Source organism: Nostoc sp. PCC 9305 (assembly GCF_963920915.1).
Lineage (GTDB): Bacteria > Cyanobacteriota > Cyanobacteriia > Cyanobacteriales > Nostocaceae > Nostoc.
This window is the reverse complement of record NZ_CAWUDN010000047.1, coordinates 1-19,146: the sequence shown is the minus strand read 5'-3', so window position 1 is coordinate 19,146 and position 19,146 is coordinate 1. Positions and strand designations below refer to the sequence as shown.

Sequence of the window (19,146 nt, the reverse complement as noted above, 5' to 3'; positions counted from 1 at the left end):
GTGCAGAAATCCAGTAAAGAATGTTACAACTTAAAGATCAAAGGCTGTCTGTGCTATGTCTTTTGACCTTGTATTGTTTAGCTCCAAACTCAGAAGATGCCGGGAGCAATTTGAAAAGTCTCTTGTAGATGTCACAACAGCCACAGGCATCCCTGAATACATTCTGTCTGCTCTGGAAAATGGTGAAAGGCAACCAACAGGTGATGAAGTTTTGATATTTGCTGACTATTACCTGTGTGATTACCAGTTTTTTATTTCTAACGAGCGAGTAGCTTCGTTTGATCAAACAGAAACTTTGTTCCGAAGATATGGAGAAGAATTTTCAAAAGAAGACCGATGGGCAGTACAAGAATTCTTATTCTTATGTGAGTGCGAAGAGTTTTTGTTGAAACTGATTCCAACCAATACTTGTAGTCCTTTTAGCTTTATTAAGAGAGGCAACAATTACAGAGAACAAGGAAAAGAAGCGGCAAATGCACTCAGAAAACATTTAGGGTATGCCTCGAATGAAGTCCCCATGAATATTTATGAAGATTTTCGATCTTTGGGGTTTCATATATTTCGTCGCCAGTTGGGTAACTCAAACATCTCTGGTTTATTCATCAAACATCCTATAGCAGGCAAGTGTATATTAGTTAACTATAGTGAAGATGTTTATCGGCAGAGATTTACTGCTGCTCATGAATCGGCTCATGGGATTTTGGATGACGATCAGGAATTTGTCATTTCTTTAAAAACAGACAAAAAGAATTTAGTTGAAGTCAGAGCTAACAAATTTGCAGCCGATTATTTAATGCCACCAGAATTTCTCCAGAAAATTCCAGATTTTCGAGCTTGGACTTCTGAAAAAGCTATCAAATGGGCAAGTGAACTTAAGGTCAGTACAGAAGCGTTAGCTAATGCCTTAAAAAGCGCCAATTTTATATCTGAAGATGTTGAAAAACAAATAAAAGCCGTGAGAGTTCCAAGATATTTGAAAGTTGATCCAGAACTGCCTGAAAGTCTCTCATTAGGTTCTCGTCAACGTCGGCAAGAGCTACTAAAAATAGGTTTGTCAAATTTCTATGTTGGGCTTTGCTTTGACGTATATGAACAGGGTTTTATTTCAGCAGGTCGAGTGGCGGAAATGCTTCTAGTTAGCAAATATGAATTAACAGAAATAGCAAGTATCTACGGGAGAACTATTAGGTATGGGGATTGATCCATCAAATTTTCATAAATATAACGTTATAGATACTTGTGCTATTTGGAATATTCTTTCCTCTAAACTTCTGTATACAACGGCTAACAATGCTGGATGCCAATTCTGTTGTACATATTTTGTTTATTATGAGTGCCTATACAAGCCACGTAAAAATCCGAAGCAGACAGAGATAGAATTGCAAAATCGTTTTCGTCATGAATACGAAAATGGAAAATTCAAATATTATCATTTAACTATTGAAGACCTTCAAGATGTAGAAGTTCTTCAGGTAAGAAAGAAAAAAGATAAAGGGGAACTTGCATCTATTGCTTTTGCAAAGAAGACCCGTCAAGCTTTTATCACAGACGATAGAGGAGCTAGAATAGAAGCTGCTAAGAGCATGGATAGTAAAATGGTACAGACCACACCTCATTTACTAGCTTGGCTGATATTTATCAACTATTTGAGCGATAGTGACTTGCAAACAATAATCGGCGAGCATAAAAAATCTGATAGACCACTTGAAAAACACTTCTTAGATGCATACAAAATAGTTTTGGAATATAGATTAATAGCTTTAAGCCCTAAAATTACCGAATGAAATCAAAAATTATTTCTATCAATGGCCTCTTCAAACTCTTTTAAAGCTTGTACAGTTCCTACTTGCCAAGCTCGTTCAACTGTAGCGGCAATAATTTGAGTTAGAGGAATATTTGGAAAGTTAGGACTGCGCTCGGATTCGATGTAATGTCCATCGCTGAGTAAATAAATCCTCAGCTTTTTACTATCGTAAATCCATAGTTCTGGAACTGCGATCGCTTCATAAGCATCAAGAGTTGTTTTTGATGTCACATCTGTTTCAATTGCTAAATCAGGAGGCGGATCGTTTGGTTCTAGTTTGCGACGACCAATCATTCTTTGGTAATTCTGGATGTAGAAACAAGCATCTGGTTCTACCCCTGCTATATTTTCCCGCTTGAAGGTGGTTGAACCGAAGGGTTCATAACTTTTTCCGGCGATCTTCAACAAGATTTTTACAATATCCGAAATTAAGTCCTTTGATTTTTCGTGTTCGGGTAGAGGAACCAGAATTTCTAACGTAGACTTGCTATAAGCAACTCGTAGCGATCGCTTTTCGCCCAGTTCTTGCAAAATAGACTCAAATTCCTCCCAACTCATATCCTGGATACTGACTGTACTACCAGGCGCTAACCGCATTTGGCTAACAGGTTTAATAACAAGGGATACAGCAGTCATAAGCATTTTCCTTATAAAGGAACTATTCTGAAACTTGAGGCTGGATTAGCTTTAGCGTAACCTAATCAGATCGCTTGCAGGCTAGTTGCAAAATTTTCCTCCATTCCCTAAACTCTTTTTCTCTACGTACCAGCATTTGATAAGTTAGTACATAATCTGAAACAATAACAGTTAATACAAAGAGGGGATTACGTTGAGTCAAAATCCAGATGCCATAGCCCCCCACGGCGGACAGTTGGTTAACCGTATCGCCACACCAGAACAAAGAGCAGAGTTTCTCTCAAAAGCAGACTTTTTGCCGCGAGTGGAACTAGACGATCGCGCCGTTTCGGATGTTGAAATGATTGCGATCGGTGCTTTTAGTCCGCTGACGGGTTTTATGAACCAAGAAGACTACGATCGCACTGTGACAGAAATGCGATTAGCTAACGGTCTTGTGTGGTCAATCCCGATTACACTATCGGTAAGCGAAGAAGTAGCTTCCCCGTTACAAGAAGGCAGCTTAATCCGTCTGGATAACTCCAGAGGCGAATTTATCGGAGTTTTGCAACTCACGCAAAAGTATAACTACGACAAAACCCGCGAAGCAATCAAAGTCTACCGCACTGATGATGTCAAACATCCCGGCGTGCAGGTACTCTATAACCAAGGTACTGTACATCTGGCGGGTGATATTTGGTTGTTGCAACGCGAACCTCATCCCCAGTTTCCCACTTACCAAATCGATCCAGCTGCCTCACGGCAACTATTTCAAGACAAGGGTTGGAAAACTATCGTCGGCTTTCAAACTCGCAACCCCATCCATCGCGCTCATGAATATATTCAAAAGTGCGCTTTAGAAATTGTTGATGGTTTATTTTTGCACCCATTAGTCGGAGCGACAAAAGAAGATGATATCGCCGCTGACGTGCGAATGCGCTGTTATGAAATTTTGCTGGAACATTATTACCCATTAGATCGGGTAGCTCTGGCAATCAATCCCGCCGCAATGCGTTATGCTGGGCCTCGTGAGGCCATATTCCATGCTTTAGTCCGCAAAAACTACGGCTGTACTCACTTTATCGTCGGACGAGATCATGCTGGTGTCGGTGACTATTACGGCACTTACGACGCTCAATATATCTTTGATGAATTTGAACCAAGTGAATTAGGCATTGTGCCGATGAAATTTGAACACGCTTTTTACTGCACGCGCACTAAGCAAATGGCAACATCTAAAACCAGTCCCAGCAGGCCAGAAGAACGTATTCACCTATCAGGGACAAAAGTTAGAGAAATGCTGCGGCGCGGTGAGTTACCTCCACCAGAATTTTCTCGTCCAGAGGTAGCAGCAGAGTTGGCGCGGGCAATGCGGATAGAAGTATCGGCATAATTCGTAATTCGTAATTCGTAATTCGTAATTCGTAATTCGTAATTCAGACTCCACTGATGAATCCGCTTTCCTTGAGTCAGGAATGTGTTTTTATCTTTTTACTAACTCAAGTTAGTGACTCTGTTACCAGAAATTATGAATTATGAATGAACAATTATTTGGTCAACAAGCAAGCAGCATAAACTGTAACTTTACAATACAGAGTTCAGCCCTGTAAGCTGCTAACTGAATAGCTGAGGGCTGATAGCTAATTATGAAACGTCGCACGTTTTTAGAGAGAATTGGCTCAATACTCGCGGTATTGGGGATAACTGAAGCTGAGTGGTTGTCTTTGGGAAATCGCTATTACCAGGCTTTGGCGCAACCCAGTCCGCGTAAATTGGCATTGTTCATAGGTATTAACCAATACCCAAAAATTCCAGCCCTCAGTGGTTGTCTGACGGATGTGGAACTACAAAGAGAACTTTTGATTCATCGCTTTGGTTTTCAAGGGTCAGATATCCTAACTTTAACTGAGGAACAAGCTAGTAGGGATTTCATTGAGGCGGCTTTTTTGGATCATCTGGGTAAGCAAGCTAAACCCGATGATGTGGTCGTCTTTCACTTTAGCGGTTATGGCAGTCGTGTCAAATTGGAGACATCACCAGAGACAATGCAAAATGCTCTGGTGCCAGCTAATGCCAGTTCCAAATCACAAGATGAAAAAATAGTCAACTATATATTAGAAGAAACTCTACTGCTATTATTGCGATCGCTCCCTACAAATCGAGTCACAGCAGTATTAGATACTAGCTATTATGCGCCAACCCCAGTATTAGGATTAAAAGTTCGTGCCCTTCCAGAATCATTAGAGGCAAAGCTAGCAGCAGAAGAAGTCGACTTTCTCCAACAACTTAAAACTCAAAAGTTACCCAGCACGCCGATTGTCTTAGCAGCTACCTCAAATCCCAAGCAGTCGGCGAGGGAAGAACTCTTTTCTGGTTTTAGTGCCGGGTTATTTACTTACGCCTTGACGCAGTATTTGTGGGAATTCACCCCAACTACCAGAATTCAAGTCGCTCTCTCCTATGTAGAAAATTCTCTATCCAAATTGGGTAGCAGACAACAACCAGGGAATCTGGAAAACCTCTCTCCTGTTAGGAGAGAGGCTTTGAATTCTCCCCCTTCCCTTGTAGGGAAGGGGGCTGGGGGGTTAGGTTTGCCAGACAATATTATTGGTGCAGAAGGCGCGGTGACAGCCATTGAAGAAGACGGCAAAACAGTCCAGCTGTGGTTAGCAGGATTACCGCCACAAGTGCTGCTATACTACGGAGTTAATTCTCGATTTACCTTAGCAACAACAACAGACGAATTAGTATTGCGATCGCGGACTGGGTTAACAGCAAAAGCGCAAATTACCCAAATAGAAGGTGCAAATCCCCTACAAATCGGGCAACTTGTTCAAGAAGCAGTCCGGGTTTTACCCCGAAATATTAATTTAATAATTGCTTTGGATACTGGATTGGAAAGAATTGAGCGGGTAGACGCTACAAGTGCCTTTGCTGCATTTCCCCATGTCTCCACTGTAGTCGCAGGGGAAAAACCAGCTGATTATTTATTTGCCAAACTACAGCAAACACCAAGTCGCTATGGTTTATTTTCTCTTGGTGGCGAACTAATTTCTAATGCCACAGGGGAAGCAGGAGAAGCTGTAAAATTAACAGTGCAAAAGTTAGCGCCAAAATTATCAACCTTGTTAGCAGCCAAGTTATGGCGGCTGACAGAAAATCAAGGTTCTTCCCGCTTGGCTCTCAAGGCAACCTTAGAAATAATTAATAACATATCGCCTCGCGTCATCATGCAGCGCGAAACAGTACGAACTTTCAAAACAGAAACTTCGATTCAAAAATCACTCCCTATTCCGATTGTCCCTATCGGTAGTCGAATGCAGTATCGGGTAGAAAACCAGAGCGATCGCCCAGTATATTTAATCTTGCTAGGATTAAATAATAATCATACAGCGATCGCCTTCTATTCTTGGGACACTCCCCAAGAACCCAACACCGCGGACACTAAACCTCTGGTTAAAGAAGTCGTCATCGCTCCAGGTGAAACCCTCACCCTACCCCAAACGAATACTGCTTCCGAATGGATGATTTCAGGGCCAACTTCTGAGTGCGAACACCAACTGATTTTTAGTACAGCCCCCTTTAACGGAACTCTTGCCGCCTTGAACACTACCAAGTATTCCACAGACCAACAAGGGCCAATTGGCCCATTGTTGAATTCCTTAGAAGTTGTACAAGCCTTGCTACAAGACTTACATAACGCTAGTGCCCTCAAAACGGAGATGAACGTCACAACAGCCGATTCACATAGCTTGGATGTGAATCATTGGGCAAGTCTTAGCTTTAGTTTTCAAGTGTTGTAAGTCAGTGGGTATGAATAATTAAAGATTTGTAGCTAGTGCCTCTACTAAAGCCTGATTTTGCTCATCTGTCCCAACAGTGATGCGTAATTTATCATCTAGTCCAGGCTGCTTGAAGTAGCGGATTAAAATTCCCTGTTCCTTGAGTTTTTGATAGAGATATTCTGCGTTTCCTTCTCTTGGCTGTGCCAGCAAAAAGTTAGCTTCGGAATCCCAGATATGAAAACCTAATTGTTTCAAGTCTGTTGCTAACTTAGCCCGTGATGCTTTAATCTTGGCTACACAAGCATTTTTATAAGCTTGGTCAGTGATAGCAGCCGTACCAATTGCACAAGCGATCGCATCAATGTTATAGCTATCTTTAACCTTAAACAATCCCTGCAACAGTTTGGGATTCGCCACCCCAAAGCCCAATCGCAATCCTGCCAACGAGTACCCTTTAGATAGTGTCCGAAGCACAATGACGTTTTCGTATTCCTTAACCAAAGCCAATGCATTCTCTTCGGTAAAATCTATGTATGCTTCATCGATCGCTAAAACTCCAGGTAACTGGCTGGCTAATTTTCGCAAATCATTTGTTGCCACCACATGCCCCGATGGACTATTGGGCGACGCAATAAATGTTACTGCCCCATTAGCAGCAACTAGTTCATCCTTTGGTAAACTGTAGTCTTTGCTGTAGGGAATCTCAATAATTTCCGCCGCTTGCATTTCTGTTAATGTGCGATATAGCACGTAAGTAGGCATCGGATAAACTACCTTCTTCCCAGGTTCAGCACAGGCTCGAATTACCACACTCAACAATTCGTCACTGCCATTTCCGACAATTATCCAATCACTAGGAACTCCTAAAACTTTACTTACAGCTTCCCGGAACTCCCCCCCGAAAGGTTCTGGATACCGCCGCAACCACTCACCATCAATATTTCGTAGCACAGCTAATGCCGCAGGAGAAGGAGGATAGGGGTTCTCATTGCTGTTAAGTTTAATAATTTGTGTACCGCGTCGAGGCTGCTCACCAGGAATATAGCTAGCCATTGCATCAATATTAGAGCGAAAGTAGTTGGTCATAGGGCATGGTAAATTGGGTGGAATGTCTCCGATGGGGGTAGCTGCGACACCTCATCGCATATCTTAAGCAAATTTCAACCCGCAATTTCTGACGATATCGTTTTTTGTCATTTACATCAGAAAATACGGCTTTATAAATTACGAATTACGAATTACGAATTATGAATTATAAAAATATGCCAGATAAATGGAATCCAGAACTATACGAACGATTTCAAGCTGAAAGAAGTCGTCCATTCTATGACTTGGTAGACATGGTACATCGGCAAGAAAACTTACGAGTTCTTGATTTAGGGTGTGGAACCGGAAAGTTAACGAAATATCTGCATGAAACCTTAGCAGCACAGGAGACTTTAGGGATAGATGCTTCTGAGAAAATGCTGGAAAAGGCGCGTCAGTTTGAAGGCAATGGACTACGGTTTGAGCAAAGACGGATTGAGGAAAACCCAGGAGATGGGGAGTTTGATGTGATTTTTTCTAATGCGGCATTGCAGTGGTTGACGGGACATGAGGTTTTATTTGAGAAATTGCGGGCAAAACTGCGGCCTGGTGGACAGCTTGCCGTACAAATACCAACTATGGATAGCGAGCCAGTGCATCAGATAGCAGTTGAGACTGCACAGGAATTCAGTCAAGAATTAAGAGGATATGTGCGGCGTTTAGAGGTACTTCCCCCAGAAACATACGCCAGAATCTTTTATAAGTTGGGATTTGTCAAGCAGGAAGTCAAGCTTCAAATTTATGGACATGTTTTGCCCTCACGAGAAGCCGTGGTGGAGTGGTATCGTGGGACATTGCTAACAGCTTATGAGTCCCAACTGGATGCCCAAACCCATGAGCGATTTGTGGAACGCTATCAGCAAAAGCTATTCGAGTTGCTAGAGGATGAGCGCCCGTTCTTTTTCCCCTACAAGCGCATCTTAATGTGGGGGCGTATTTAACAAACTGAAGCTAGTTAGCTGAAAACTTTTCTGTGTATAAGTGGGCGATACTGGATTTGAACCAGTGACCCCATCCGTGTGAAGGATGTGCGCTACCCCTGTGCTAATCGCCCAAGACTTCTTATATTACCATACAGCAGTTTTCTTTTGCATGAGGCACAAAGTCACTGGTTTTGAGGCAGAAGGCAGGAGGCAGAAGGCAGGAGGCAGAAGAATAATTTGATTTGTGAATCCTTGGTTCTGTACCTCATTTAGTTGCAAAGCGCTGTAACTTATTAAATAGCAACGTAAGTTGAAATGCTAAAGGCTTAGTTGTTGCGCCTACACTTTTAACGTTATTTTTCATCGTTCCCGTATGTCACGCAAGGACTGTCAATTATGAGTGCTGGCTCAAATGAATTGCAGAAAACGACGATAGAACAATTAACCCCAAATTCGTCAGGGTGAATGCACTTTATCGCTTCTTCTACTAAAGTATGGAAAGCACAATCATTGCAGATAGTCTGAGATTTCTCCACTAAGTATAAATTTTTAAATGGTATTGCGATCGCACCTCTATCAGTTAAATGAGAATAAGTAGCGACAAAATCAAATGTTTAAATCGCGTAGAGCTAGACGAATTTGCTCGGCTCGTCTGCGGTTGACACCAAGATCGGATTCTCCCACGCGAGAAGCCGAGCGCAGATGAATGACTGACTCATTAGGAGGTAAATAAAATTCTACATCATCAACAAATTGGAAGATGCGGCTTTTAGAAAGAGCGTGGATGTAATTATCTGTTTGTTCTACAATTTCTGTACGCGGAACAACACCGATAACTTTTAGTAAGATTTCTCTAGCTGCATTGCGGTCTACATGGTAAGGAATCGGGTCGATGGCGTGTTTTTCATCTGCGTTTTGACTGACAACACAGTTGTCTGAAGCCGGACAAGAACTAAGATGACCATTATCAACTCCCAAGCTAGAGGCAGCCCAAGTAGCCCCAGGAAGTATTAAACTACTAATCAAAGTTAAGAGTATTGCAAAAGCGATACTCCGTAAGAATCGCTGCCGGAATGCTGTTAGCAGACGGGACATGATAAATTTACTCCTTTTGTTCGGTTATTTTGAGTGAGTACTGCGAATTGCTGGTTCGCTCTACAGATTATCATCTATCCAGCCACACTCTGAGTTTGGGCAATCACAATGTGGCCGCGCCGACCAGTCCCTTAGACTTCTTGCAGAAGTCGGGGAAAGGGTAAGGGGGAAAGATAAAGGTTTTGTATTTTCCCCTTCCCCTTTAACCTTTTCCCTGTTCCGACGAGAGTACAAAAAGCACTTTTGCAAGAGGTGCCTTGTGCTATTGTTGCTGCCAATAAGGGAATCAAGCCTAAAAAGTGACCAACAATTCAGATTTCCATTGACTACGAACCCAAAATCATTAACAGGGGTTGCGACTGCATTCCCTGGTGATTCCAGCTTTGACTCGGAAGAATTGGCTGGTATCGGCTTTGTTGTGGCCAATATTAGAAAGTTTGATGGTTGTAGATGAATATAGGAATAATCCAGCCTTACAGTAACGGGTTTTTAGAAGTTGTACCAGAGAGCGATTATTGGCAGATTGCAGCTATACACATCAATGGCCAAGCCTACTGCCCTACTCCTCAGCTTTATCGTTCAGAAAAAGTGGCATTAGCAAAAGCAACACAAATTTATGATTGGATAGCTGACCACGAACACCAAATCAGTGATGAGGCTTACTATTGCTCTGAATTGAAACTCATCCTCTGGCAGCAACCAAAAGTATCTTAGTTAACCAGAGAGATTGCTTGCCTTGGGCAAATCTGATAGTAGTTTTGTATTAATGTTTCAGAGTAAAGCTATAGTCCCTACCGCAAATGTGGGGATTTTAGTTTGCTGATAGGATGTGTAGGCATACCCGCCCGCTTCAGAAAGTCGTGTTAAGTCGAAGTAGCTAGGTTCTCAATACTGCTCAGGTTTTGGCTTTTTAACTCGGCATTGGGTTTTGGGTAAAGGTTAAAGGGTAAAGGTTAAAGGTTTTTTTTCCCCTTTCCCCTTCCCCTTTTCCCTTTAACCGACAAGTATTGGCTAGGCTCTGGATGCAGGGGTAACTGAAGATTCATTTCTTTAGTTTATCTAAAGTCGCATCTAAGTTATCAAATTACCTTTCTAAGATAGAAGCAGCAACTATAAGTTGCTATAGATGACTAAAACCCAATTAACAGCTAGTGGCTGCGGAGAACATAAAAATGACTAAAGCGCCGGAATCTTTAGATTTATCTGCCTACGATGCTACAGACAGAGCTTTAGATCGTGACTGTACAACCTTATCCCGTCACGTCCTGCAACAACTTCAGAGTTTTTCGCCAGATGCACAGGATTTAAGTGCGCTGATGAATCGCATCGCCCTGGCCGGGAAACTGGTTGCTCGTCGCATGAGTCGCGCTGGTTTAATGGAAGGTGTTCTGGGATTTACTGGAGAAGTTAATGTCCAAGGCGAATCCGTCAAAAAGATGGATGTCTACGCCAATGATGTATTTATCTCAGTGTTTAAGCAAAGCGGCTTAGTCTGTCGCCTCGCGTCTGAGGAAATGGAAAATCCTTATTACATCCCGGAAAATTGCCCCATTGGCCGCTATACCCTGCTGTATGACCCAATTGATGGCTCATCCAATACTGATAATAATCTCAGCTTGGGTTCCATTTTCGCCATTCGCCAACAAGAAGGAACTGATAGCGATGGCAAGGCAACTGACCTGCTCACCAACGGACGTAAGCAACTTGCTGCCGGATACATCCTGTATGGGCCCTGCACGATGCTGGTTTATACTATAGGTAAGGGCGTTCATTCCTTTGTTCTCGATCCCAGCTTAGGAGAGTTTATTCTCACAGAAGAAAATATCCGCATTCCTAACCACGGGTCTGTTTACAGTGTGAACGAAGGTAACTTCTGGCAGTGGGAAGAATCGATTCGAGAATACATTCGCTACGTTCATCGCACAGAAGGTTACAGCGCTCGTTATAGCGGCGCAATGGTGAGCGACATCCATAGAATTTTGGTTCAAGGCGGCGTGTTTCTCTACCCAGGCACAATTCAAAACCCAGAAGGAAAATTACGCTTGCTTTATGAAACGGCTCCTCTCGCCTTTTTGATTGAGCAAGCAGGCGGCCGTGCTACTACAGGACTGGTAAATATTTTGGATGTGGTGCCAAAAAAACTGCATCAACGCACGCCTTTAATTATTGGTAGCAAAGAGGATGTCGCAAAGGTGGAGTCTTTTATTCAAAACGGGCACTAGAAGACAATTCGTAATTCGTAATTCGTAATTCGTAATTCGTAGTTAGTGCTACGTAAGGGTTTTAGAGGTTTTATAAGGGTGATTTATTTACGCTGTGCTGTACTCTCATCTGCCATTAATTAAACGTTAATCATGGTGATTTAGGATTGGGAATGCAAAATAGCGCTTTTTGAAGATCAATTAAGGATTATCTCAGCTGGCCGATGCAATAAGTAATTGGCAACGCCACAATTCAAAAGTAACCATCAATATTTGATGCGTTTTGCCAAATTTACTTAGAAGCATCACTATACAGGAGTGAAATAAACTAGCTATGTCTACCAATCATCTACTAGAAATTAACCAATACGGTCAAAGTATCTGGATGGATAATTTGAGCCGTGACATTATTCAATCAGGTGAACTCAAAAACCTGGTTGAAAATCAAGGAATTTCTGGGATTACCTCTAACCCAGCGATCTTTGAAAAAGCGATCGCTGGTAACGTTATTTATGATGCCGATATCGAAGCCGGAGTTCGGGCTGGCTTACCGACATACAAAATTTACGAATCCCTAGTTTTTGCAGATATCCGTAATGCCTGTGATATATTACGCCCTGTTTATGAAGCCTCGAATAGACTAGATGGTTATGTGAGTATTGAAGTCCCGCCAACCATTGCCCATGATACTGAAGCAACCATAACCGAAGCCCGCCGCTATTTCCAAGAAATTGGTCGGGAAAATCTGATGATTAAAATTCCTGGTACAGAACCCGGATTGCCAGCAGTAGAACAGGTAATATCCGAAGGGATGAATGTTAATATTACGCTGCTGTTTTCTGTAGAAAGCTATATAAACACAGCAATGGCTTATATTCGGGGCTTAGAAAAACGGGTGGCTGAAGGTAAGGACATCAGTAAAATTGCTTCAGTCGCTAGTTTCTTCCTCAGCCGGATCGATAGCAACATTGACGGCAAGATTGATGCTAAGTTGAAAAAAGGCGTTGATGATATTTCCGTGGAAGCAAAGCTAAGAGCTGTGAAAGGAAAAGTAGCGATCGCTAACGCTAAGATTGCGTATCAAGAATACAAGAAAATCATTAGAAGCGAGCGTTGGCAAGATTTGGCAGCAAAAGGGGCTACAGTACAACGGCTACTTTGGGCTAGCACCAGTACCAAAGACCCCAACTACAGAGACGTGATGTATATCGAAGAGTTGGTCGGCCATGATACCGTCAACACCGTACCACCAGCGACGATTAAAGCTTGTGCCGATCATTGTAACGTAGGCGATCGCTTAGAAACAGATTTAGATAATGCTTACACGCTGATCGAAAACCTCAAAGATCCCGACATCAACATCGATCTCGATAACGTCATGGATGAACTGTTAGTCGATGGTATTGACAAGTTTATCCAGCCCTTCCAGTCCTTGATGAACTCTTTAGAAGACAAGATCAAGGTATTGTCACCAGTGTAGGGACTGGGGATTGAAGAAGGGAATAGGGTACAGGTTACAGGGTACAGATTATCACCTGTCACCTGTCACCTGTTACCTCTCCCCCAATCCAAAATCCAAAATCCAAAACCCAAAATCCAAAATTGTTATGGTTAGTCTGCTAGAAAATCCCTTGCGCGTTGGTCTGCAACAACAAGGGATGCCCGAACCCCAGATTATAGTCATTTTTGGCGCTTCTGGCGATCTCACCTGGCGCAAACTAGTGCCAGCACTTTACAAATTGCGGCGAGAACGGCGTATTCCCCCAGAAACGACCATTGTCGGTGTGGCACGTCGAGAATGGAGCCATGAGTACTTCCGCGAACAAATGCAAAAGGGCATGGAAGAGGCGCATCCTGATGTCGATTTAGGGGAACTCTGGCAAGATTTCTCTCAAGGTCTGTTCTATAGCCCTGGGGATATAGACAACCCCGAAGGCTACCAGAAACTAAAAAACTTATTGAGTGAATTAGACGAAAAACGGGGCACGCGAGGGAATCGCATGTTCTACCTCTCGGTTGCCCCCTCATTCTTTCCGGAAGCTATTAAGCAGCTAGGAAGCGCCGGGATGCTAGAAGATCCCTACAAACATCGTCTAGTAGTTGAAAAACCCTTTGGTCGAGACTTGGCTTCTGCCCAGAGTCTTAACCAAGTGGTACAGAAATATTGTAAAGAAAACCAAGTATACCGCATTGACCACTACTTGGGTAAAGAAACAGTCCAGAATTTGCTGGTGTTTCGCTTTGCCAATGCGATTTTTGAACCGTTGTGGAATCGTCAATTTGTTGACCACGTACAAATTACCGTGGCAGAAACCGTGGGAGTGGAAGACCGGGCTGGTTACTATGAAAGCGCCGGCGCACTACGGGATATGTTGCAAAACCATTTAATGCAACTTTACTGTCTAACGGCAATGGAAGCACCCAATGCAATGGATGCCGACAGCATCCGCACAGAAAAAGTGAAGGTACTCCAAGCTACTCGTTTAGCTGATGTTCACAATCTGTCGCGGTCAGCAGTCCGCGGTCAGTATAGTGCTGGCTGGATGAAGGGACAAGAAGTGCCAGGGTATCGGACAGAACCAGGCGTTGCTCCCAACTCCACCACACCGACCTACGTCGCCATGAAGTTTTTGGTAGATAACTGGCGCTGGAAAGGTGTTCCTTTCTACTTGCGTACTGGCAAGCGGATGCCGAAAAAAGTCAGCGAGATTGCCATTCACTTCCGCGAAGTTCCATCTCGGATGTTCCAATCTGCTGCCCAACAGACAAACGCCAATATTTTGACGATGCGGATTCAACCGAATGAAGGTATTTCCCTGCGTTTTGATGTGAAAATGCCGGGGGCAGAATTCCGTACTCGTTCCGTTGACATGGACTTTAGTTATGGTTCCTTTGGCATCCAAGCCACATCTGATGCCTACGATCGCTTATTCCTTGATTGTATGATGGGCGATCAAACATTGTTCACCCGCGCGGATGAAGTAGAAGCCGCTTGGCAGGTAGTAACGCCAGCCCTTTCCGTTTGGGATGCACCCGCCGACGCCAATACTATTCCCCAATATGAAGCTGGAACCTGGGAACCAACAGAAGCAGAATTCTTAATTAACCAGGATGGCCGTCGCTGGCGCAGACTGTAAAAAGTTAGGAGTGATGAGTTAATAGTTAGGAGTAATAAATTATGAGTTTTTGAGTTAATAATTTTAGTTATTCTAACTCCTAACTCCTAACTCCTAACTCCTAACTCCTAACTCCTAACTTACGCCTAACTGATTCACCAAACAAAGCTGACAACTCAAAACTACTATGGCTCCCCAAGCTTCTACAATTTATTCACTTCAGGCGCCAAAAGATATTTCGCTTAACGAAATAGAAGCGGAACTTAATCAAATTTGGCAAAGTTACGGCATTACTGGCGAAGACGGTGGGCTTCCTGCTGCTACTCGCGCCACAACATTTACCTTAGTGGTTTACGAACCCGAAGAAACCCAGTATCTTTTGGCTACTTTGGGATTTTACAACGGCCCGCTTGATGGAATTTTAGGGCCTCAGATGGTAGCTGCCTTGCGGCAAGTGCAGACAAAATATGCCCTGCCCGATACTGGAACAGCAACACCTGAAACTCTGGCTATCTTGAGAGAAGAATTCATCAAACGTCAAGGAAACGGCGCTGCGGGAGACAATGCTTCTATTGAACTTCCCAGCTTAAATGCCCCCAGCCCCAGAATTGCTGATGAAATTGCCCTCCGCAACCCTTGCCGCATCATCGCGCTATTTCCGATTACTGGCGAAGATGAAGGAGTTAAGGCTCAGGTTTCTGCCTATTGCCCCATCCAAAAGCAATCGTCAAGCACACTAATTTGCTGCGAATACATCACTCTCAGTGGAACTGCTGCGGCTTTAGAACGCATCGGTGGTATGATTCCAGCATTGTTAATTGGCGGCTTACCAAAGTTTCTCTGGTGGAAAGCAACACCAGACCCCAACAACACTCTATTCAAACGGCTGTCAGCTGTCTGCAATAATGTGATTGTGGATTCTTGCCGCTTTAACGAGCCAGAAAGTGACTTACTCCGCCTGCAAGAATTGGTGGACAGTGGTGTTCCCCTAGCTGACCTTAACTGGCGTCGTCTCTCAGCATGGCAGGAATTGACAGCTGAAGCTTACGACTCACCTCATCGTCGGGCTGCCCTGCGGGAAGTTGACCGAGTAACTATTGATTACGAAAAAGGCAACCCCGCACAAGCATTGCTGTTTTTGGGTTGGTTGGCAAGTCGTTTAGCATGGCAGCCAGTTTCGTATAAAAAGGAAACCGGAGATTATGACATCACTCGCATTCACTTTATTGCCCAAGACCAACGGGAAATAGAAACCGAATTAGCGGGCGTTCCCCTTGCTGATGTGGGCGATATTGCTGGCGACTTGATTGCTTTGCGCCTCAGTTCGACCAATCCGAAGGCAGACTGTGGTACAGTAATTTGCTCGGAAACTGGTGGTTGTATGCGGATGGAAACCCACGGTGGCGCTCAATCTGCCGGTCTGTTTCAACAGGTGACTTCACTTTCTGAACAAAAGGCGGAAGCATTGCTGAGTCAGCAGGTACAACGCTGGGGTCGTGAGTCACTTTTTGAAGAAAGTCTGGGAGTGACAGCGAATATTTTCAAATTAGATACAAATAGTTAGTTTCGCTTGGAAACAATAAAAGTTACCAAAATTGCGAAAATCAAACATGAACTCTTCAGATTTTTGGATATTTCAATAATCTGGAGGGTTTTTCTATTTTCTTTGGAGGCAAGAGACGCGATGAATCGCCGTCTCTACAAGAATCAATTTTTTGTATATACGGGGATTTATCGCGTTTTTGGCGATCAATAATTTTCATCAAAAAATCTTAACCGAACCGTATTGCATTAACATAGCAGGTCAATACATTGGCATAACAGGTTGATGTATTGGCATAACAGGTCGATGTATTGGCATAACAGGTCGATGTATTGGCATAACAGGTCGATGTATTGGCATAACAGATCGATGTATTAACATAGCAAGTCGATGCATTGGCATAACAAGTCGATGCATTGGCATAACAAGTCGATGTATTAACATAGCAAGTCGATGCATTGGCATAGCAGGTCGATGCATTAGCATTACAGGTCAAGACGTGGGACAGCTTTAGAAGACTTTTGTATATACCGTAGCCTTGCTTGAGAGAGGGATTTAGGGTGAGGGTTTCGATTCATGCAAGAAATCTATTGAAAGGATATGTCGTATTTACCTCCACGCTCCAAGGCGCGTTTGTAAGCAGGTCGCGTATGAATGCGCTCGACAAATTCTTTCAGCTTTGGTCGGCTCTCGACCTCTTCGGGGAGACCAGTGATTACTTCCAAGGGAAAGCTCATTTGGATATCGGCGGCGGTAAATTCATTGCCCACAAACCACGTATTTTTACGGAGTTCGTCTTCTATGTAGTCAAAGTGAAGTTTGATTTGGGGGGCGACGAATCCGCTAACCGCGCTACTGTCGCCTGCCCCGAAATTGTTCAATATCACCCACATTACTAGTGGTGGCATTGCCGAGCCTTCGGCGTAATGTAGCCAATACTTGTAGCGCAGATACTCTGGCGTACCGGATGCTGGGACTAGCCGACCATTACCATAGCGCTCGATTAGGTATTCGATAATTGCACCCGACTCAGCGATCGTCAAGTCTGCATCTGTAATTACTGGTGACTTGCCGAGGGGATGAACTTGGCGTAGCGACTCTGGTGCCATCATCGTCTTGGCATCGCGTTCATAGAACTCGATCTCGTATTCGATACCTAATTCTTCAAGCAACCACAGCACACGCTGCGATCGCGAGTTGTTAAGATGATGCACTGTTATCATAAAACGTTCCTCTTGTGGTAGCTGATTATTATCCGATCTCACCTAATCTCCAACTGTATTATTAAACAGACGTTTTTAGCCGAACTCCCCTAATTGGGTGGTTTTCTTGTTTCTAATTGGTATAAGTTTGAGTTAGTTGGTTGGAAAAACTGGTACATCTGCTTTTGCAAAAGCGACGATGGACGCACAGCCAATAGTCAAAATAGTTGCTGCATAAAAACCTAGTTTGTTTCATTTATGGCTTTAGTTATTGCCGGGGAACGTAGTGGGGTGGGTAAGACAACAGTCACGCTCACCCTTTTAGCATCTTTACGCCGTCGCGATCGCTTGGTACAATCTTTTAAGGTAGGGCCAGACTACATCGATCCGATGTTTCATCAACACGTAACTGGTCGTGCTTGTCGCAATTTAGACCCTGTGCTGACTTCTGAAGCCTACGTTCAGCAATGTTTTGCCCGTCATAGTCAACTGAGTGAATATGCCCTCGTGGAAGGGGTGATGGGGTTGTTTGATGGAGTGAAGGAGGGAGCAGGGGAGCAGGGGAGCAGGGGAGCAGAGGAGAAGAACAATGCTCAATGCCTAACTGATTTTGCAAGTACGGCACATATTGCGCGGCTGTTAGATTTGCCTGTGGTGTTGGTGATTGATTGCAGTCGTTTATCTGGTTCTGTAGCTGCGATCGCTCACGGCTATCGATCTTTTGATCCCCGAATTAAAATAGCTGGAGTAGTATTAAATCGCGTCGGGAGCGATCGCCATCTCTCTCTCCTCAAAGATTCTCTAGAACCCTTGCAATTACCAATTCTGGGCGTACTGCGCCGTCAAGATAACATCACAATTCCCGATCGCCATCTGGGTTTAGTACCCACAGCCGAACTTCCCGAACTCAACGCTTTAATCGATCGCCTCGCCGATTTAGGAGATAGTTGCTTCGACTGGCAACGTTTATTACCTTTGTTAAAATCAGAACCCCTTTTTCCCTCTGCTTCAGCCTCCCTATCTCCCTCATCCCTAGTTAGGATTGCAGTAGCCCGCGATCGCGCTTTTAATTTTTATTACCAAGATAATCTCGATTTGCTGCAAGAACTTGGTGCAGAATTGGTTTTCTGGAGTCCTTTAGAAGATGCTGACATACCAAAAGATATTCAGGGAATGTATTTTGGCGGTGGTTTCCCGGAAGTTTTTGCCCAGCAACTAGCAGAAAATTCTAGCGTTCGTCATGCAGTGAAAACGGCAATACTTAAAGGAATGCCTACAGTTGCCGAATGCGGCGGATTGATGTATTTGTGCGAGCAAATTATCGATTTTGAGGGTAAATCTTGGTCAATGGCGGGAGTGCTACCAACATCTGCGGTGATGGGTGGACGTTTAACTTTGGGCTATCGTCGTGCTGTAGCTTTACAAGATAATTTGTTAGTTAAAGCAAATACAATTGTTTACGGACATGAGTTTCATCGTTCCCATTTAACCTTAACTCCCACTCAGCCCCTATTTGAAACCTCTCGCTACGATTGCGAAGAAAATATGGGATGCGAAGGATGGGGTTTACCTGCAAATATTCATGCTTCTTATGTTCATCAGCATTGGGGAGAAAGTAGAGAAATTCCCCAGCAGTTTCTTAAAGAATGTCTAAAAGTAGCATCTTCAAAAACGTGAATTTAAGAGGATGTTTTAAAAGTATTTATCTGTAACATTAGGCACTTTTGATCCCCCCTAACCCCCCTTAAAAAAGCTATCCATTACCCGCATCTTTCT

15 protein-coding genes and 1 tRNA gene are annotated in these 19,146 nt (G+C 43.6%); 11 read left to right on the top strand and 5 right to left on the bottom strand.

What is annotated here, in order from left to right; translation table 11 throughout:
• The first annotated feature begins 55 nt into the window (after positions 1–55).
• Positions 56–1,201 (top strand): ImmA/IrrE family metallo-endopeptidase, encoded by a 1,146-nt coding sequence (locus ACM0OX_RS18560; RefSeq protein ID WP_414516538.1) that lies wholly within the window; start codon positions 56–58, stop codon positions 1,199–1,201.
• A complete protein-coding gene (locus ACM0OX_RS18555) occupies positions 1,191–1,784 on the top strand; it encodes a hypothetical protein (RefSeq protein ID WP_414516537.1) in 594 nt (197 codons plus the stop codon). Before ACM0OX_RS18560 ends, ACM0OX_RS18555 begins: the two co-directional genes overlap by 11 nt.
• A 2-nt stretch (positions 1,785–1,786) precedes the next feature.
• Here ACM0OX_RS18555 and ACM0OX_RS18550 read toward each other — a convergent pair whose 3' ends face one another.
• Entirely contained in the window at positions 1,787–2,440 is a 654-nt protein-coding gene (locus ACM0OX_RS18550; protein WP_414516536.1) for a Uma2 family endonuclease, read from the bottom strand.
• Between the two features lie 193 nt (positions 2,441–2,633).
• Here ACM0OX_RS18550 and sat point away from each other — a divergent pair, with 193 nt between their 5' ends.
• Both sat and ACM0OX_RS18540 read left to right on the top strand, forming a co-directional pair.
• On the top strand, positions 2,634–3,812 hold the full coding sequence (gene sat / locus ACM0OX_RS18545) for a sulfate adenylyltransferase (protein WP_414516535.1): 1,179 nt from the start codon (positions 2,634–2,636) through the stop codon (positions 3,810–3,812).
• Positions 3,813–4,065: 253 nt separating this feature from the next.
• Positions 4,066–6,222, top strand: a complete 2,157-nt coding sequence (locus ACM0OX_RS18540; RefSeq protein ID WP_414516534.1) for a caspase family protein — start codon at positions 4,066–4,068, stop codon at positions 6,220–6,222.
• 18 nt (positions 6,223–6,240) lie between these two features.
• On the opposite strand, the gene hisC is transcribed toward ACM0OX_RS18540, so the two are convergent.
• Positions 6,241–7,290 carry a histidinol-phosphate transaminase gene (hisC, locus tag ACM0OX_RS18535; RefSeq protein ID WP_414516533.1) on the bottom strand — a complete coding sequence of 350 codons (1,050 nt, stop codon included), beginning with the start codon at positions 7,288–7,290 and terminating at the stop codon, positions 6,241–6,243.
• A gap of 161 nt (positions 7,291–7,451) precedes the next feature.
• Here hisC and ACM0OX_RS18530 point away from each other — a divergent pair, with 161 nt between their 5' ends.
• Positions 7,452–8,231: a methyltransferase domain-containing protein gene (locus tag ACM0OX_RS18530; protein WP_414516532.1), complete on the top strand. Its 780-nt coding sequence runs from the start codon at positions 7,452–7,454 to the stop codon at positions 8,229–8,231.
• A 41-nt stretch (positions 8,232–8,272) separates the two neighbouring features.
• Here ACM0OX_RS18530 and ACM0OX_RS18525 read toward each other — a convergent pair.
• Positions 8,273–8,344: transfer RNA gene (locus ACM0OX_RS18525), tRNA-Val, on the bottom strand.
• 475 nt (positions 8,345–8,819) lie between these two features.
• Positions 8,820–9,308 (bottom strand): DUF1499 domain-containing protein, encoded by a 489-nt coding sequence (locus tag ACM0OX_RS18520; RefSeq protein ID WP_094347241.1) that lies wholly within the window; start codon positions 9,306–9,308, stop codon positions 8,820–8,822.
• 450 nt (positions 9,309–9,758) lie between these two features.
• Between ACM0OX_RS18520 and ACM0OX_RS18515 the strand changes: the two genes are divergently transcribed.
• The 5 genes from ACM0OX_RS18515 to opcA all read left to right on the top strand — a co-directional run bounded on the left by ACM0OX_RS18515 (position 9,759) and on the right by opcA (position 16,189).
• On the top strand, positions 9,759–10,022 hold the full coding sequence (locus tag ACM0OX_RS18515; protein ID WP_322674816.1) for a hypothetical protein: 264 nt from the start codon (positions 9,759–9,761) through the stop codon (positions 10,020–10,022).
• Positions 10,023–10,480: 458 nt separating this feature from the next.
• Positions 10,481–11,530 (top strand): class 1 fructose-bisphosphatase, encoded by a 1,050-nt coding sequence (gene fbp / locus ACM0OX_RS18510; protein WP_094347243.1) that lies wholly within the window; start codon positions 10,481–10,483, stop codon positions 11,528–11,530.
• Between the two features lie 313 nt (positions 11,531–11,843).
• A complete protein-coding gene (gene tal / locus ACM0OX_RS18505; RefSeq protein WP_414516531.1) occupies positions 11,844–12,989 on the top strand; it encodes a transaldolase in 1,146 nt (381 codons plus the stop codon).
• A 127-nt stretch (positions 12,990–13,116) separates the two neighbouring features.
• On the top strand, positions 13,117–14,646 hold the full coding sequence (gene zwf, locus ACM0OX_RS18500; RefSeq protein ID WP_414516530.1) for a glucose-6-phosphate dehydrogenase: 1,530 nt from the start codon (positions 13,117–13,119) through the stop codon (positions 14,644–14,646).
• Positions 14,647–14,812: 166 nt separating this feature from the next.
• Positions 14,813–16,189 (top strand): glucose-6-phosphate dehydrogenase assembly protein OpcA, encoded by a 1,377-nt coding sequence (gene opcA / locus ACM0OX_RS18495; protein WP_414516529.1) that lies wholly within the window; start codon positions 14,813–14,815, stop codon positions 16,187–16,189.
• A 566-nt stretch (positions 16,190–16,755) separates the two neighbouring features.
• On the opposite strand, the gene ACM0OX_RS18490 is transcribed toward opcA, so the two are convergent.
• Positions 16,756–17,391 (bottom strand): glutathione S-transferase family protein, encoded by a 636-nt coding sequence (locus ACM0OX_RS18490; protein WP_414516528.1) that lies wholly within the window; start codon positions 17,389–17,391, stop codon positions 16,756–16,758.
• 237 nt (positions 17,392–17,628) lie between these two features.
• Between ACM0OX_RS18490 and ACM0OX_RS18485 the strand changes: the two genes are divergently transcribed.
• Positions 17,629–19,047 (top strand): cobyrinate a,c-diamide synthase, encoded by a 1,419-nt coding sequence (locus ACM0OX_RS18485; protein WP_414516527.1) that lies wholly within the window; start codon positions 17,629–17,631, stop codon positions 19,045–19,047.
• The last annotated feature ends 99 nt before the right edge of the window (positions 19,048–19,146 follow it).

What these genes read in the sequence shown, in the direction of transcription:
- zwf (WP_414516530.1), top strand. Translation starts at nt 13,117, where the DNA reads ATGGTTAGTCTGCTAGAAAATCCCTTGCGCGTTGGTCTGCAACAACAA.
- ACM0OX_RS18560 (WP_414516538.1), top strand. Translation starts at nt 56, where the DNA reads ATGTCTTTTGACCTTGTATTGTTTAGCTCCAAACTCAGAAGATGCCGG.
- ACM0OX_RS18485 (WP_414516527.1), top strand. Translation starts at nt 17,629, where the DNA reads ATGGCTTTAGTTATTGCCGGGGAACGTAGTGGGGTGGGTAAGACAACA.
- ACM0OX_RS18490 (WP_414516528.1), bottom strand. Translation starts at nt 17,391, where the DNA reads ATGATAACAGTGCATCATCTTAACAACTCGCGATCGCAGCGTGTGCTG.
- ACM0OX_RS18515 (WP_322674816.1), top strand. Translation starts at nt 9,759, where the DNA reads ATGAATATAGGAATAATCCAGCCTTACAGTAACGGGTTTTTAGAAGTT.
- hisC (WP_414516533.1), bottom strand. Translation starts at nt 7,290, where the DNA reads ATGACCAACTACTTTCGCTCTAATATTGATGCAATGGCTAGCTATATT.
- ACM0OX_RS18540 (WP_414516534.1), top strand. Translation starts at nt 4,066, where the DNA reads ATGAAACGTCGCACGTTTTTAGAGAGAATTGGCTCAATACTCGCGGTA.
- opcA (WP_414516529.1), top strand. Translation starts at nt 14,813, where the DNA reads ATGGCTCCCCAAGCTTCTACAATTTATTCACTTCAGGCGCCAAAAGAT.
- ACM0OX_RS18555 (WP_414516537.1), top strand. Translation starts at nt 1,191, where the DNA reads ATGGGGATTGATCCATCAAATTTTCATAAATATAACGTTATAGATACT.
- tal (WP_414516531.1), top strand. Translation starts at nt 11,844, where the DNA reads ATGTCTACCAATCATCTACTAGAAATTAACCAATACGGTCAAAGTATC.
- ACM0OX_RS18520 (WP_094347241.1), bottom strand. Translation starts at nt 9,308, where the DNA reads ATGTCCCGTCTGCTAACAGCATTCCGGCAGCGATTCTTACGGAGTATC.
- ACM0OX_RS18530 (WP_414516532.1), top strand. Translation starts at nt 7,452, where the DNA reads ATGAATTATAAAAATATGCCAGATAAATGGAATCCAGAACTATACGAA.
- ACM0OX_RS18550 (WP_414516536.1), bottom strand. Translation starts at nt 2,440, where the DNA reads ATGACTGCTGTATCCCTTGTTATTAAACCTGTTAGCCAAATGCGGTTA.
- fbp (WP_094347243.1), top strand. Translation starts at nt 10,481, where the DNA reads ATGACTAAAGCGCCGGAATCTTTAGATTTATCTGCCTACGATGCTACA.